This is a genomic window from Azospirillum endophyticum (genome assembly GCF_016595245.1).
Lineage (GTDB): Bacteria > Pseudomonadota > Alphaproteobacteria > Azospirillales > Azospirillaceae > Azospirillum > Azospirillum endophyticum.
Window position 1 is genome coordinate 58,724 of the sequence record NZ_JAENHM010000051.1, and the last position, 14,730, is coordinate 73,453.

The 14,730-nt window shown below is 68.4% G+C and carries 12 protein-coding genes and 1 pseudogene; 6 read left to right on the forward strand and 7 right to left on the reverse strand.

The genetic code is table 11. From position 1 onward, the window contains the following. Positions 1–26: 26 nt before the first annotated feature. The 6 genes from JHL17_RS17040 to JHL17_RS17065 form a co-directional block, all read right to left on the reverse strand. The gene (locus JHL17_RS17040; RefSeq protein WP_200194812.1) at positions 27–449 is read right to left on the reverse strand and encodes a response regulator transcription factor; all 423 of its coding nucleotides are present in this window, start codon (positions 447–449) and stop codon (positions 27–29) included. A gap of 124 nt (positions 450–573) precedes the next feature. Then, positions 574–1,287, reverse strand: coding sequence for a response regulator transcription factor (locus JHL17_RS17045; RefSeq protein WP_247893606.1), 714 nt, complete (start codon positions 1,285–1,287; stop codon positions 574–576). After that, entirely contained in the window at positions 1,277–2,836 is a 1,560-nt protein-coding gene (locus tag JHL17_RS17050; RefSeq protein ID WP_345773827.1) for a PAS domain-containing sensor histidine kinase, read from the reverse strand. The genes JHL17_RS17045 and JHL17_RS17050 overlap by 11 nt, the downstream gene beginning before the upstream one ends. 73 nt (positions 2,837–2,909) lie before the next feature. Further along, on the reverse strand, positions 2,910–3,980 hold the full coding sequence (locus tag JHL17_RS17055) for an apurinic/apyrimidinic endonuclease family protein (RefSeq protein ID WP_200194813.1): 1,071 nt from the start codon (positions 3,978–3,980) through the stop codon (positions 2,910–2,912). Between the two features lie 88 nt (positions 3,981–4,068). Further along, complete coding sequence (locus JHL17_RS17060) at positions 4,069–4,734, reverse strand: hypothetical protein (protein WP_200194814.1); 666 nt, start codon at positions 4,732–4,734, stop codon at positions 4,069–4,071. Positions 4,735–4,760: 26 nt separating this feature from the next. Then, the gene (locus JHL17_RS17065; protein ID WP_425599627.1) at positions 4,761–5,474 is read right to left on the reverse strand and encodes a helix-turn-helix domain-containing protein; all 714 of its coding nucleotides are present in this window, start codon (positions 5,472–5,474) and stop codon (positions 4,761–4,763) included. 1,256 nt (positions 5,475–6,730) lie between these two features. On the opposite strand from JHL17_RS17065, the gene JHL17_RS17070 reads away from it, so the two are divergent. The 5 genes and pseudogenes from JHL17_RS17070 to JHL17_RS17090 all read left to right on the forward strand — a co-directional run bounded on the left by JHL17_RS17070 (position 6,731) and on the right by JHL17_RS17090 (position 11,672). Then, positions 6,731–7,921, forward strand: a complete 1,191-nt coding sequence (locus JHL17_RS17070) for a plasmid replication protein (protein WP_200194817.1) — start codon at positions 6,731–6,733, stop codon at positions 7,919–7,921. Positions 7,922–8,069: 148 nt separating this feature from the next. Beyond that, positions 8,070–8,480 (forward strand): maltose acetyltransferase domain-containing protein, encoded by a 411-nt coding sequence (locus JHL17_RS17075; protein ID WP_425599629.1) that lies wholly within the window; start codon positions 8,070–8,072, stop codon positions 8,478–8,480. After that, positions 8,441–8,593: pseudogene (locus JHL17_RS38000) on the forward strand (DapH/DapD/GlmU-related protein); the annotation flags it as partial. The gene JHL17_RS17075 and the pseudogene JHL17_RS38000, both read left to right, overlap by 40 nt. A 281-nt stretch (positions 8,594–8,874) precedes the next feature. After that, positions 8,875–10,533: a hypothetical protein gene (locus JHL17_RS17085; protein WP_200194819.1), complete on the forward strand. Its 1,659-nt coding sequence runs from the start codon at positions 8,875–8,877 to the stop codon at positions 10,531–10,533. Between the two features lie 35 nt (positions 10,534–10,568). Then, a complete protein-coding gene (locus tag JHL17_RS17090) occupies positions 10,569–11,672 on the forward strand; it encodes a TAXI family TRAP transporter solute-binding subunit (RefSeq protein ID WP_200194820.1) in 1,104 nt (367 codons plus the stop codon). Positions 11,673–11,681: 9 nt separating this feature from the next. Here JHL17_RS17090 and JHL17_RS17095 read toward each other — a convergent pair whose 3' ends face one another. Beyond that, positions 11,682–13,052 (reverse strand): aminotransferase-like domain-containing protein, encoded by a 1,371-nt coding sequence (locus JHL17_RS17095; protein WP_247893607.1) that lies wholly within the window; start codon positions 13,050–13,052, stop codon positions 11,682–11,684. Positions 13,053–13,223: 171 nt separating this feature from the next. Here JHL17_RS17095 and JHL17_RS17100 point away from each other — a divergent pair, with 171 nt between their 5' ends. After that, positions 13,224–14,600, forward strand: coding sequence for a hydroxymethylglutaryl-CoA reductase, degradative (locus tag JHL17_RS17100; protein WP_345773829.1), 1,377 nt, complete (start codon positions 13,224–13,226; stop codon positions 14,598–14,600). Positions 14,601–14,730 lie beyond the last annotated feature (130 nt).

A 14,730-nucleotide genomic window follows, 5' to 3' on the forward strand; every position in this document is an offset into this window, starting at 1 on the left:
CGGAGACCGCCGCAGGGAGCCCGGCGTCAGGCGGCCGCCGACGACGGCATCAGCCCGTTCAGCATGTCGATCAGCTGGTCCTCGTCGAACGGCTTCTCCAGCACGGCGATCACGCCGGCTTCCCTGGCACGGGCGAAAGTCGCGGGATCGCCGCGCCCGGAGACCATGATCACCGGCATGCCGTGCAGGGCACCGCGATGGCGTTCCAGGAATTCCAGCCCGCTCATCACCGGCATGTGCAGGTCGAGGACGAGGCAGCCCCGCGGATTGCCGTCGAAGCGGTCGAGGAAGTCGCCGCAGGACGAAAAATCCCGCACGTCGAAGGAGAAGGCTTCCAGCAGGGCCTTCAGGGAGTCGCGGACCGGCTCATCGTCGTCGACGATGTGGACGATCCCGGCGCCCGGCCCCCTGCCTGGCCCCCCGCCCGGCCCGTCGTCCAAGTGATCCATCACAACCTCCGACCTTCCATGCAAACACAACAGCGCCGAGCGTGCGGCGTGTCATGAAAGATAAAAGGCGGAGGATGGTGCCGATATACGGACCATTGCGTATGCGGCCCGCTTTTGATGCAGATCACCCGCCGCCCGGCACCACGCCGGCGGCGATCGCCATGCGCACCAGGGTAGGAAGGCTGTCGGCCTGCATCTTCTCCATCACGCGCGCCCGGTGGATCTCCACGGTGCGCGGACTGATCGACAGTTCGAAGGCGATGATCTTGTTCGACTTGCCCGCCACCAGCCAGCGCAGCACGTCGAGTTCCCGCGGCGTCAGGGCCGAGAGGCGGGCCAGAACCTCCGGCGGGGCCGAGACGGCCGGCACGGCCGCGGGCTGCTCCGGCGACGCAGCCGACGGGACGGCCTCCGCCTTGCGGCTGTCGACCGCGCGGGCGAGGGCGGAGCGCACGGCGGCGAGCAGCGCCTCTTCCTCGAACGGCTTCTCGACGAAATCGACCGCCCCCGCCTTCATGGCGCGCACGGCGAGCGGCACGTCGCCGTGGCCGGTCATCACCACCACCGGGATGCCATGGCCGTCCCGGGCCAGCCGCTCCTGAACGTCGAGGCCGCTCATCTGCGGCATGCGGACGTCGACCAGCAGGCAGCCCGGCCGCGACGGCGCTTCGGAGTCCAGGAAGGCGAGCGGGGTGGAGAAGCTTTCCGCCCGGAAGCCGGCGCATTCCAGGAGAATTTGGAGGGAATCGCGAATGGCGTCGTCGTCGTCGACGATGAAGACGGTCAGGTCGTCGGCGGCCATGTCGGGCATAGAGTCGGGGTTGGCCTCAGGAGGCATCGTCGGCATCCGATGCGGACAGGGAAACGGAGAGCGGAACGGTGAAGGCGAAGCTGGCGCCGGTGGCCGGCGGGACCGCCGCCGGCTCCAGCCACAGGCGTCCGCCATGGGCCTCGATGATCGACCGGCAGATCGACAGCCCGAGCCCCATGCCGCCGGTCTTGGTGGTGACGAAGGGCTGGAACAGCTGGGCACGCACGGTTTCCGGCACGCCGGGGCCGCTGTCGCTGACGGAAACGCGGCGGAAGTCGGCTTCGTCCGGGTCGGGGCCGGTGCGGATGGTCAGCACGCGCCGGTCGCCCTGGGGCTCCGCCGCCATGGATTCGATGGCGTTGCGGACAAGGTTGAGGATCACCTGCTGGACCTGGACCTTGTCGATCAGCACCGGCGGGTCGTCGGCGTCGAAGTCGAAGCGCACATGCAGCGCCCGCTCCTTGGCACCGACCAGGGCGAGGGCGCTCGCTTCCTCCACCACCTTGTTGAGGGATTCGACGGAGCGGTGGGTTCGGCCCTTTTCGATGAAGCTGCGCAGATGGCGGATGATCTGGCCGGCGCGGGTGGCCTGGGCGCTGGCCTTGTCGACCATGTCCATCGCCTTCGACACCGCTTCCGGACGCTCCATCAGGCGCTTGGCGGCCTTGGCGTAGTTGATGACCGCGGTCAGCGGCTGGTTCAGCTCATGGGCCAGCGTCGAGGCCATCTGGCCCATGGCGCTGACCCGGCTGACATGCAGAAGCTCCGATTGCAGCTCCTGCAGCCGCCGCTCGGTCGCCTGCCGCTCGGTCAGGTCGCGGACGAAACCGGTGAAGCAGCGCCGGCCGGCGAGCCTCACCTCCCCCACCGCCAGTTCCATCGGGAACACCGATCCGTCGCGCCGCTGGCCCGACACGATGCGGCCGATGCCGATGATCCGCCGCTCCCCCGTCCGCCCGTAGCGCTCAAGATATCCGTCATGCTGCTCGCGGTAGGGCGAGGGCATCAGCATGTTGATGTTGTGCCCGATGACCTCCGCCGCCGCATAGCCGAACAACCGCTCGGCCGCCGGGCTGAAGGATTCGATCAGTCCCGTCTCGCCGATGACGATGATCGCCTCCGGTACCGTCTCCAGGATGGAGGTCAGCCGTGCCTCGCGCTCGCGCAGCGCCGTCTCCGCCTGCTTGGCCGCGGTCAGGTCGCGGATGATGCCGATATAGACGGGGGCGCCGTCCTGGCTCGCCTCGCCGACCGACAGGTCCATGGGAAAGCAGGAGCCGTCCTTGCGCAGGCCGGTCACCTCGCGCCCGATGCCGATGATCCGCCGCTCTCCGGTCCGCTGATAGCGCTCCAGATAGCCGTCATGCTCCTCCTGGTAGGGGGAGGGCATCAGCATCTTGACGTTGCGGCCGATCACCTCCGCCGCGGCCCAGCCGAACAGCCGTTCGCAGGCAGGGTTGAAGGTCCTGATCCGGCCCTGGGCGTCCATGATGACGATCCCGTCCGGCACGGTGTCCAGCATTGCCTGCAACTGCGACAGAGCGCCCAGGTTCTCGTCCCGGTTATCGTCGGCCACGTCCCAACCCTCGACCTCTCGTCATTCCTCAGCCACACAGTAGTTGAGTGCAACCATGGGTCAAGGCTGGCGATCAGGGGAGGTGACCGGCGGCGACGGCCCCGCTGCGCAGGGCGTCCAGCTCCAGGTCGTCGACCGCGAGGTTCTTGGCCTTTGCCTCCACCTCGAAATCGGCCCAGGACAGATGCTCCGCCACCAGCCGGTTGACCGCATGGTTCCACATGCGCTGGGAATGGGCGCGCAGATCCCTGGTCGTCAGCCCGCGTGCCGCCAACACCGCGTAATCCGGCAGGCTGTCGGCCGGCCAGTCGGGCAGCAGGTCCTCGCGCGACACGCTGATATGGGCGACCGGCCGCACCCCGCGCCAGGACCCGGCGACCACGCCGATGCGCGGATCCTCGGGCCGCAGATAGTCGCCTTGCGTGCGGACCCAGTGGTGGTGGAGGTCGAGCACGATCGGCACCGCGTCGGCCAGCGGCAGCAGATCGTCCAGGCCGAAGGACATCTCGTCGTTCTCGACCGTCAGCAGGTTGCGGGCATCCTCCGACAGCAGGGCGAGGCCGCGGCGGAAGCCGGCGATGCCCTCCCCCCGTCCGCCGCCATGGATGTTGACGTGCGCGCCCCGCGGGTGCCAGCCGCCGGCCAGCCCCATCATCCGCAGGATATCGGCATGGTATTCCAGCTCGGCCACCGCGTTGTCGAGGGTCGAGGGGGTCGCGCTGTTCAGCACGCAATACTGGTCCGGGTGCAGTCCGATGCGGATTCCCGCCTCGACCGCCTTGCGGCCGGCATGCTCCAGTCCGCTGCGCACCAGGGCCTCGACGCCCGGCTGCCGGTAGAGCGGCCGTCCGACCTCGTGCGTATAGGCCGGCAGCAGACCGCTGTTGACGCGCAGCAGGCGGCGATAGGCCGGATGCCGGGCGACCTCGTCCAGTTGCAGGTGCAGGGCCTGGAGGTTGCGGCGAAGCACCTCCGTCAGCTTCTCCTCGGCGCGGGCGGGGTTCAGCTTGCTCAGCGTCGCGATGGTAACGGTGCCCGGATTCATGCGCTTGGCAAGTCCGGTATCGCCATCGGGCGGCACGAACTGGCAGCACCAGCCGAAACGAGCGGCGGAGGCGGGGAGCATGGGGGCGCTGTCGGACATCGGTCGGCATCTGGAAGCGGACGGGCCGCTCAATATGGACCGCAAGTCCTGCACGTCCACCACACGGTGCGCGAGCCGGAGGGCAGGATCATCCCATCCGGCCCATCCGGCGCAGCGCCCCCGTCGCCATCGATCCCGGATCCGCCCGCAGGTCCGCGTTGCCCGCCTCGTGGGGAGCCGCGTCGGCAAGCGCCTGCAACCGGGCGGCGAGCGCAAGTTCCGGGGCGCACAGCTCCTCGCACAGGGCCCGCATCTCGGCGATGGACGGGCGCCATTTCCGGCTGCGGCGCCAGCTGCGGGCCGCCGCGTCGAGCACCCAGGCCGGGTATTCCCCCAGATCCTCGGCCCAGTCGAGCGCCATCATCCGCTCCACCTCGGGCGACAGTCCCTTGGCCGGGAAATGGCTGAGCAGGGTCAGCACGCGGCCGAGCAGATGGTCGCTGTCGGCGGGAGCCAGAACGGTGGCCGAAAGCTGCTCCAGGGCCTGCCGGGCGAGCGCCGCCTGGGCGGCGGTGACGCCGTCCGGCGGCGACCACAGCTCGATCATGCCGTCGAAGCCATCCTCGCCGAAGCGCGGGCGCCGGTCGGTACGGCCCTGCACCAGAAGCTCGCGAAGCGGGGGCGGCAGCGCGGCCATCAGCCGGATCCGGCGCTGGGGAGCCGGCAGATCCGGGTCGAAGGCGGCAGCCGCGGACGTGGAAACGGAGGTCCGTGGCAGGGCGGTGACGGTGGCGCTTCGGGGTCTTGCCATCATCGGTTTTCCCTTCATGAGCGGGTCCTTCATGACCAGGAGGGTGCGACGGCGGCGCGGCGGCGCAGTTCGGCGGCGGCGGCGCTCCAGGCGCCAAGACGCAGCTCCGCCGTACCGGACGGACGGGGGGCCACGGCGGCGGTGATCGGCGGGCGATCACGCAGGACGGGGGCCTTGCCGACCGCAGCGTCCTGCGACAGCCAGGCTCTCCAGGCGGCGGAAATGTCGCGGTAGCGATAGCCATGGGCGCGGCAGCGCAGGATGAACCCTTCGACATGGCGGCCGAGGTCGGTCTCGGCATGGCGGGCCTTGGCCCAGGCGAGGTCGTCGGCGGTCGGCATCCAATCCTGTGGAACCTCCTGCGCCGCATCGCGCCTGTCCATGCGCTCGCCCGAAGCGTGCGAGTCAGGATTCTGTTTGGAATGGACCTGTTCCTGACTCGTCGGCGGACAGGGGATGTGCGTGGGGGAGTCATCCCTGTCGGCAGCCGGAACAGGGCGGATCGGGTCCATTGCGCCCGGCAAAAGGGCGTCCGGCGGGGTGAAGCGCAGGTGGTAGAGGCAGGACAGCCGGGCGCCGTCGCGGCCGCGGCGATGCTCGACGCCGACCAGTCCCAGGTCGCTCAAGCCCTGGATGATGCGGTTGATCGTGGGGCGCGACCGCTTCAGCTTGGCGGCGAGCGTCGACTGAGACGGCCAGCACAGGCCGCCGTCGTCGGCGAAGGTAGCGAGTGCGGCCAGCACGGCAAAGCCGTCGGCGTCCAGGCCGGGGTGGTCCAGCCACCAGGCGGGGATCCGCCCCCATCGGCGATTGTCGAGCGGGTGGCCGTCTGCCGGCGATTCCGTGGGGGGCCGTTCCGTGGCTGGCCGTGCTATGGATCGGGACGCTGCCGATGGCGACATGGTGAACTCCGCGAAGAATCGGGACCTGCGGCAGTCAGGCCGGGGAACCCCCAGCCGGACGGCCGACGAACATGCGCGAAGGATTCCGCCGGCCGGGGCAGACGTCGAATCGCGGGCAAATGGGACCCAATCGGCTGTGTCCCCTTAACCCGCGGCTGTGTCCCGTCGGCCCGCGCCTGTATCGGTTTTGGTCGCGGATGGGTCCCCTTTGGCCGCGCCAGCCTCGCGAATCGGACTCGCTCCCGTTTGCCCGCGCTTTGCCGACGTGCCGTCCATAGGACCCTGGGGCGGATTGTCCCACTTGCCCGCGTTTGGGGCTGGTGCCGGCGGGCCGAAGCGCTGCCTCTCCCGCCCTGGGAGACTACGGGATGCACAGATCTCGCATTCGCGAAGGAAATGCATCCTATGGTTGCAAGTGGCCCTTCTCCCCTTGCGGGGCGGGATCGGCCAAACGCCAACGGCATTTTGCCGACCCGCGGGTTGGGATGAGGGGGCCGGCGGGCCAGAGGCCTGGGAAATTCAGTTTGCCCCCTCACCCCAACCCCTCTCCCGCGAGGGGAGAGGGGCTTTGCTCAACGCCAGACTGCATGCATTGTTGCAAGCGCGAGATCTGTGCATCCCGTAGCCCTGGGAGAGGGCCGTTTCTTGGGGAAAGCGATTGTCTTGAGGTCGACCGCCCCCTGCCGGCCGCGGAATCGGTCCCATTTGCCCGCGCTTGGACGTTCGAGCCTCCGCCACCCGGTCCGCCCTATGTCCCGAATGCTCGCGTTTACCGATTCCATAGCGTCCGATCTGTCCCGTTTGCTCGCGCTTCGTCGGGGTGGGCGGGCGATGCGGGCCTCGTCCGACCCTATCCCATATGCTCGCGCTTCGCAGTTCCGTGCCCGATTCGCAGGGATCGCGCCGATCCGGCATCATGGCGACGGCGCGATTCCAGCCGGTGCGGACGAAGCGCGGGCATTCGGGACACAGGCGCGGCCATTTCCTACACAAGCGCGGCCAAACGGGACACAGGGCTTGGCGGCATGCCCGAGCCACCGGTTGCTTCGGCCGGATGCCGGCGCCTATCGTGCCCTTCGGGCGAGGAGGGATGAGCCATGAGCAAGGCGAACGCGGTCCAGCTGACGCTGTTCGAGATGGAGGACCGCAGTCAGTCCCATATGATCGCGCTTTACGACACGGCGCCGCGCTTCGTCTTCGTGTCCAAGGGCCGGGGGACCGAGCCGGAGCTGCCGGCCGCCAATGCGTTCGTCCAGTCGGTCCACAAGGAATTCCCCTTCAAGGACGCCCTGTTCACGCTGACGCTGCAGCCCGCCCGCATCTATCGGCCGGCCAAGCCCGGTCCCGGCGAGGATCCGGCCGAAAAGCGCATGGTCGAGTATGAGGTGTTCCCGTCGGAGCGCGAGCAGATCGTCGAACAGGTGGTCCGCCGCCTTGCCATGGACCGCTCGCGCCTGTCGCTGATGGGCGACAAGCAGGACCGGGTGCGCGTCCATTTCTCGCTCTACGAGATCCGGCGGGAACTGCGGGCGGTCAACCGCACCATGGACACCGCCGAGATCCGCGAGGCGCTGGAGATCCTGGCCCGCACGCGCATGATCATCAGCAAGGCGCCGGAGAACGGCCGCAAGTCGGCGCGGCCCGTCCTGGAATCCTCGGTCTTCCCCACCCTCTACATCCGCCCGCGCACCGGCGAGGGCGGCGAGGAGGACGAGAACGACACCTATCTGGAGTTCAACGCGCTGGTCGCTTCGGCCATCCGCAACCTGGAATTCAAGCCGATCTCCTACCAATGGATCATGCGGCTGAAGAGCCCGGTGGCGCGCTGGCTCTACAACCGCCTGTCCATCGAATACGGCGACCTCGACCTGACCCGCCTGCCCGACGGCACCGACAGTGTGCCGCCGATGACCCTGTCGGCCGACGACATCATCAACAACAGCGGCATGAACGAGTGGAGCCGGCGGCGCGACACCCTGCGCACCGTGACCCTGGCCGTCGATTCCCTGGTGGAGGAGGGCATCCTCGACCAGGTGGAGAAGACGGTGTCGAAGGATGGCCGGCGCATCAACGACATCGAATACATCATGATGCCGAGCAAGAAGTTCCTGGATCAGGTGCGCCGCGGCAACGACGTGCAGGAGGCGAACGCCGCCACCTACCGCACCATTGTCGGCAGCGACGAGCGCCCGCGGGAGTTCCTGCCGATCACCCCCGGCCAGAGCGTCGAGCTGCGCCGCCGCCGCGGCACTCTGCTGGGCGCGCGCGGCGGCCAGGGCGAAGGCTGACCCATCCTCACGCGTCGGCGCGGAGCGCGCCGGCTTCTGCTCTAATCGGGCGCCGTCGGCGGACAATCTTCGGATATGGCCGCCAGATGGTATTCGATGCAGGAGATGAGCGATGCAGACGTCCGATGGACGCAGCGAAAAGGAAAAGATGCTGGCCGGCGATCTCTATGACGCCTCGGCGCCGGAGATCCAGGCCGACCAAGCCGCGGCCAAGGACTGGATGGTGCGCTACAATGCGGCGCTCGCCCTGCCGCCCGGCGAGAGGCGGAAGCTCCTGCAGGAGCGGCTTGCCGCGGTGGGCGACGGGGCCGTCATCCGCCCACCCTTCCACTGCGACTACGGCTACAACATCAACCTCGGCGACGGGGTCTTCCTCAACTTCAACTGCGTCATCCTCGACGTCGTGGCGGTGACCATCGGCGACAAGACGCAGATCGGGCCGGGGGTCCAGATCCTGACCGCCGACCATCCGCGCGACGGCGCCGCCAGGGAGGCCGGGCTGGAGTTCGGGAGCCGATCCATATCGGCCGCAACGTGTGGATCGGCGGCGGCGCGCTGATCCTGCCCGGCGTCACCATCGGCGACGATGCCATCGTCGGTGCCGGAAGCGTGGTGACCCGCGACGTGCCGGCCGGTGCGACGGTGATGGGAAATCCGGCCCGGGTCCGCTGATCGCCCGTCGCGGACGGGGGTGGCGCCAGGCCGTCGGCGGCACCCCATTCCGGCGGCACATCCCGCCAGCGGTATCGAGGACTCTCCCTTCGGCCCATGTTGGAATATTACGAAGTAATTCCCCCTTTGCCGTAAGGCTGGAAACGCCCTCTACGGGATGGTTGTTTTTCTTCTCCCGCTGAATAGAATAAAAAGACCTTGGCTTGCCGCCAAGATAATAAAAAAATCAAAACAACGCTCAGCGGAAATCGCTTCCGCATGTCTTTGAAAAATCCGGGAATGTGACCTCGCCGATAAGGCGGGATCAGGCGGATTTTGTCTGGGAGGACGCCGTCATGCGCGAAGTACGGTCCCATTTTCTACATTGGGGAAGCAGGCGGAAGAGTATGTGCTCTATATTCACTAAGTCGGGCCGTATCCATCCAAGCTTCGCCATGTTGGCAGCCCTTGCATTCCCGCTTCAACCGCAAGAGGTGACGCTGCGGTTCGATGCCCAATCCACGGGTCCGGACCGGATGTGCTGCCTTGTGCTGGCCGACAATGCGGATACGGGGAACAGCACGCTGGAATCCTGGCTCGGCGTCCATGAAAAGCCATCCTCCACGCTACCCACCACGCCGTCCCTGCCCCTATCTCTGCCGCCACCGGCCACCGTCGCCACCCATACGACGGTGATTCAGAAGGAGAGCGAGGCGAACACCGACTGGCGGCTGATTCCGTTCGTGGCGGCGCAGGCATCCGATGGTGTCGCGGGACAGCCGATCCTGCTGTCGATCGTCGTCACCTCGCCATATGGGCAACCGAACCCGCAGCACGAGGCGATCACCTATGTGCTGATTTCCAACCTGCCGGCCAGATCCGCCCTGTCGCAGGGCAAGGAGGTCGAAGACGGCACATGGCAAGTGCCCCTGGAAGGGCTGGCCGGTCTTACCCTGACCATTCCACCGGATGTCGCGGGTCCGGTGGCGCTGTCGGTCACCGCGGTGACCGATCATGGCGGCGGCGTCGTCGCCAGGCAGAGCAAGGACCTGAGGATTCCGATCCTTCAGGCCGCCGGCGACCCACCCGCCACCGGCCAATCCGAGACCGTTCCATCCCATGGCGGCCAATCCGACCAGGGTCAATCCGATAAAGACCGCCCAGCAATCGACGTCGCCTCCGCGGCGCCGCCCGACGCGGACAAGACGGCGGCGCCGGCGCAAGGCGGCTCGTCGCAAGGCCTCGATGCCGCCGCGCTTCCGGTGGAGAGTGGACCGGGTACCAAGGCCGAAGACCCTCCGGCGATTTCCGGGAGTTCGATGCCGCCCTCCCCGCCGGCCGGCGAGACGCCCGACGCGCAGTCCGATCGGGTTGCCGACGCCATGGTCCAGCCCGCGCCTGAGCCGCTGGCAGCATTGCTCACCGAGGTCGTCCCCCCCGCAGCCATTCAGACGGCCATCGAGACCGCCCTTCAGAAGGCCGTCGCCGCGCCCCTGCCCGAACCGCCGGACTCCAGGATCGCCCTTGCCGCCGTTCCGGCGGTGACCGCCCCTCCGTCGGCGCCTGTACTGGCGCCGGCGCCGGACCGTGCGTTGCCGCAGGAGGCGGCGGTGCAAAGACCGCCCAAGCCCCCGTCCGCCATTCCCGAAGCGGCTCTGATGAAGCGGGGGGACGACCTGTTCGCGCAGGGAGATCTGGCGGGAGCCCGGCTCTATTACGAGATGGCGGCCGGAGCCGGCAGCGCCAAGGCGGCCTTCGCGCTCGGCCGGACCCATGACCCGCTGGTGCACGAGCGGCTGCATGTCCGCGGGTTGCCACCCGATCCGGAGCAGGCGGCGTCATGGTATCGCCGGGCCGTTGCCGCCGGCAGCGGCGACGCGGAACAGCAACTGAAGAAACTGACCGACTGGCTCGCTGCCAAGTCTGGATCGCCGGGGTCCAAATCGTCGGGGTCCAGATAGCCGGGCACAGGCGGAGCCATCGAGGGGGGAGCATCATGAAGGCATCGTTCGTCCGCAAGCTTGCATTGGGAGCGTGCATCCTCGCCAGCACGCTCGGCCTTGCCGGTCCGGCATCGGCCGCCGATCCGCGCGGAGTCAACGCCAACAGCGGAACCGTCGGCATCGTATCGGGCGGGGTCGAGGGGACCTATGTGCGCATCGCCGCCGACCTCGCGTCGGTGTTGGACGACGGCGACACGCTGCGCGTCATGCCCATGCTGGGCAAGGGCTCGGTCCAGAACCTGAAGGACATCGTGCTGCTCAAGGGGATCGACGTCGGCATCGTGCAGTCCGACGTGCTGGCCTATGCCAAGCGCGAACGGCTGCTGCCCAACCTCGACCGGCGCATCAAATACATCGCCAAGCTCTACAACGAGGAACTGCACATCCTCGCCGGACCCGACGTGACGCGGATCGAGGATCTGGCCGGCCGCAAGGTCAATGTCGACGTCCAGGGAAGCGGGACCTCGATGACCGCCTCGCTGGTCTTCGACATGCTGGGCATCAAGGTGGAGCCGCAGGCGAACGACCAGGCGCTGGCTTTGGAAAAGCTGCGCAAGGGGGAGATTGCGGCGATGGCCTATGTCGCCGGCAAGCCGACCCGGCTGTTCCGCGACCTGAAGGCCGGGGATGGCCTGCATTTCCTGTCGATCCCGATGAGCGCCGCGCTACTCGACACCTATTTGCCGTCGCGGCTGAGCAACGCCGACTATGACGGGCTGATCGCACCCGGCGAGCAGGTCGACACCGTCGCGGTCGGTGCGGTGATGGCGGTCTATGGCTGGGAGCGCGACCTGGAGCGGCACCGCAAGGTCGCCCGCTTCGTCGACGCCTTCTTCAGCAAGTTCGACGAGTTCCTGAAGCCGCCGCGCCATCCGAAATGGAAGGAGGTCAATCTGGCCGCCGACGTCCCCGGCTGGACCCGCTTCGAACCGGCGGAGCAGTGGCTGCGCCAGGCGTCGGCGGCGAAGGAGCCGCAGACCGCCGCCGCCAGGAAGGAGGAGTTCCGGACCTTCGTCGAACAGCGCGGCGTCCCGCCCCAGCAGGCGGAGAAGCTGTTCGAGCAGTTCCTGCTGTGGCAGGCGCGCTCGCCTCAGTAGGAGGCGGCGTCAGGCGCGAAGCTCCGCCGCCAGGAAGTCGGTGAAGCGCGGATCGTCGGCATAGGCGATGTTGATCCGCATGGCGGGCGCGGTCGGCGCCTTCGCCGGCAGGAACAGGCTGCCCGGCGCCAGGAAGATGCCGCGTTCCGCCGCCCGGTGGGTCAGCCCCAGCTCGTCGATCTGTCCGGGCAGCTCGCCCCACAGGTAATAGCTTCCCGAGGCGGCGGGCGGCAGCCGGACCCCGATGCGCCCCAGCGCCAGCATCGCCTTCTCGGCATGGTCCTCGATCCGCGTCTTCAGCCGGCGCAGATGGCGCAGGTAATGGCCCGACGCGATGAAGCCGTAGACGATCCGCTCGACGTAATCGGAGGTGCTGACGATGGTCAGCATCTTGACGTCGCACAGCCGGTCGATCAGGGGCCGTTTGGCCGCGACATAGCCGACGCGCAGGCTGGCCGACAGGGTCTTGGAAAAGGTGCCGACATAGATCACCCGGTCCAGCTGGTCGAGCGCCGCCAGCCGCGGGCTGGCGGCCGGCAGCACGTCGGCGAAGGGATCGTCCTCCACCACATAGAAGCCGTGCTGGCCGGCGACCTGCAGCAGGCGGTGGGCGACGGACGGCGTGATCGAGCCGCCGGTCGGGTTGTGGGCCAGCGACTGGGTGAAGAACAGCTTGGGCTTGTGGGCGGCGGCCTTGGCGGCGAGGTCGTCGAGGTCCGGGCCGTCCTGGCGGCGCTGCACGCCGACGATGGCGATGCGCGACAGCCGCAGCTTGCCGAACAGCGGGTAATAGCCGGGGCTGTCGACCAGCACCGTGTCCCCCGGCTCCAGCATCTGGCGGGCGACGAGGTCGAGCGCGTGGTTGGCGCCCTGGGTCAGCAGGATCTGGTCGGGCGACGCCTTGATCGCGCGTTCGCCCAGCGTCAGCGCCAGCCTTTCCCGCAGCGGCAGGAAGCCCCAGGGGGAGCCGTAGCCGTGCTCCGACGCCAGCCCGCGCACCGCCGCCATGAAGCGCGGGGCGCTGCCGATCTCGAAGCGTTCCATCCAGCTGGGCGGCGGGCGGCCGTCGCCGATGCGCACGGCGTAGCTCTGCACCAGCTGCTCGCGCAGGAGCGAGACGAAATCCACCGCCTCGGCGACATGGGCCGGCTGCTGTTCGGCCGAAGCCCGGCGCACGCGCGCGACGTAATAGCCGGAGCCCTGCTTGGCCTCCAGATAGCCCAGCGCCACCAGCCTGTCGTAAGCCTCCGCCATCGTATTCTTGGAGACGCCATGCTCGACGGCGCCGGCCCGGACCGACAGCAGCCGCTCCCCCGGTTTCAGCAGCCCGTCGCCGATCAGGCCGGTGATCCTGTCGACGATGCTGGCCACCCTGGTCATCTCGCGCGTCATCCGGCAGCCGGCCTTTCGTTGCAGTGTCCCATCGGAATCACTGGGACAGTGTCCCGGAGATTCCGGCAAACTGTCCCTTGATCTGTCCCTTTGTATCACTGATCATTCCGCCTGCGAACGGCGTTCCCGCGGCATTCCGCCGGGAAGGCTTTCCCTCATATCCCCACCGACCGTCCCCCTCAGCGGACGCCTCTCCAAGGCGTCCGGGGACGGTTCCATGGTCGCGGCCCCGCAAGACAGCAAGGTTCAGCAATGTCCCAATCCCACCGCAGCTCCCGCATCTCCGGATTCCACAAGAAGTCGCCGGCGGAGCGGCTGGCGATCGTCTCCGAGTTCGCCGGTCTCGGCGGCGCGGCCGCGGCGAAGCTTTCCGACACCGGCAACCTGGACCTCGACCTCGCCGACCGGCTGGTCGAGAACGTCGTCGGGTCGATGAACATCCCGCTCGGCATCGCCACCAACATGAAGGTCGACGGCGAGGAACTGCTGATTCCGATGGCGACGGAGGAATCGTCGGTCGTCGCGGCGGTCTGCAACGCGGCGCGGCAATGCTACGACGCCGGCGGCTTCACCAGCTCGATGTCCGGCACGCTGATGATCGCGCAGATCCAGGCGATCGGCGTCGCCGATCCCCATGCGGCGCGCCTGCGCATCCTCGGCCGGCGCGACGAAATCAAGGCGGTGTGCGACGGCTGCGACCCCATCCTGCTGAAGTTCGGCGGCGGCTTCCGCGACGTCGAGGTGCGGGTGCTCGACAGCCAGGGCGGGCCGATGCTGATCACCCACCTGATCGTCGACACCCGCGACGCCATGGGCGCCAACGCCGTCAACAGCATGGCGGAAAAGCTGGCTCCCCACATCGCCGAATGGACCGGCGGCCGGGTCTATCTGCGCATCCTGTCCAACCTCGCCGACCGCCGTCTGGCGCGGGCGCATGCGGTGTGGCCGCTCGACCAGATCGGCGGCGAGGCGGTGCGCGACGGCATCGTCAGCGCCTATCACTTCGCCGATGCCGACCCCTACCGCGCCGCCACCCACAACAAGGGCATCATGAACGGCGTCAGCGCCGTCGTGCTGGCCACCGGCAACGACACCCGCGCGGTGGAGGCCGGCGCCCATGCCTATGCCGCCCGCGACGGCCGCTACCGCAGCCTGACCCGGTTCGAGGTCACCGCCAGCGGCGATCTCAGCGGGTCGATCGAACTGCCGATGGCGGTCGGGCTGATCGGCGGCGCCACCAAGGCCCACCCGACGGCGCAGGCCTGCCTGAAGATTCTCGGCGTCGCCAGCGCCGAGCGGCTGGCCCGCGTCATCGCCGCGGTCGGTCTGGCGCAGAACTTCTCGGCGCTGAAGGCGCTGGCGACCACCGGAATCCAGAAGGGCCACATGGCGCTGCACGCCCAGAACATCGCCATGATGGCGGGGGCGGTCGGCGGCGAGATCGACCGTGTCGCCCGCATCCTGGTGGAGCGCGGCACCGTCCGCCAGGACGTCGCCCAGGCGATCCTGGAGGACATGCGCGCGGCGGCCCGGTAAGCGGGGCCAAACGAGCAGATTCGTATAAGGACCCGGCAGCCAGCCCCCATGACCTTTTATAGGGTGGTCGTAACTGGCGATAAGCGCCCTCTCCCGTCCCGGGAGAGGGAGGGGACCCGCGCCGAAGGCG

Coding starts and splice junctions, on each gene's coding strand:
- JHL17_RS17095 (WP_247893607.1), bottom strand. CDS start 13,052: ATGACCAGGGTGGCCAGCATCGTCGACAGGATCACCGGCCTGATCGGC.
- JHL17_RS17070 (WP_200194817.1), top strand. CDS start 6,731: ATGAGCAAGGCGAACGCGGTCCAGCTGACGCTGTTCGAGATGGAGGAC.
- JHL17_RS17060 (WP_200194814.1), bottom strand. CDS start 4,734: ATGATGGCAAGACCCCGAAGCGCCACCGTCACCGCCCTGCCACGGACC.
- JHL17_RS17045 (WP_247893606.1), bottom strand. CDS start 1,287: ATGCCTCCTGAGGCCAACCCCGACTCTATGCCCGACATGGCCGCCGAC.
- JHL17_RS17090 (WP_200194820.1), top strand. CDS start 10,569: ATGAAGGCATCGTTCGTCCGCAAGCTTGCATTGGGAGCGTGCATCCTC.
- JHL17_RS17040 (WP_200194812.1), bottom strand. CDS start 449: ATGGATCACTTGGACGACGGGCCGGGCGGGGGGCCAGGCAGGGGGCCG.
- JHL17_RS17075 (WP_425599629.1), top strand. CDS start 8,070: ATGCTGGCCGGCGATCTCTATGACGCCTCGGCGCCGGAGATCCAGGCC.
- JHL17_RS17055 (WP_200194813.1), bottom strand. CDS start 3,980: ATGTCCGACAGCGCCCCCATGCTCCCCGCCTCCGCCGCTCGTTTCGGC.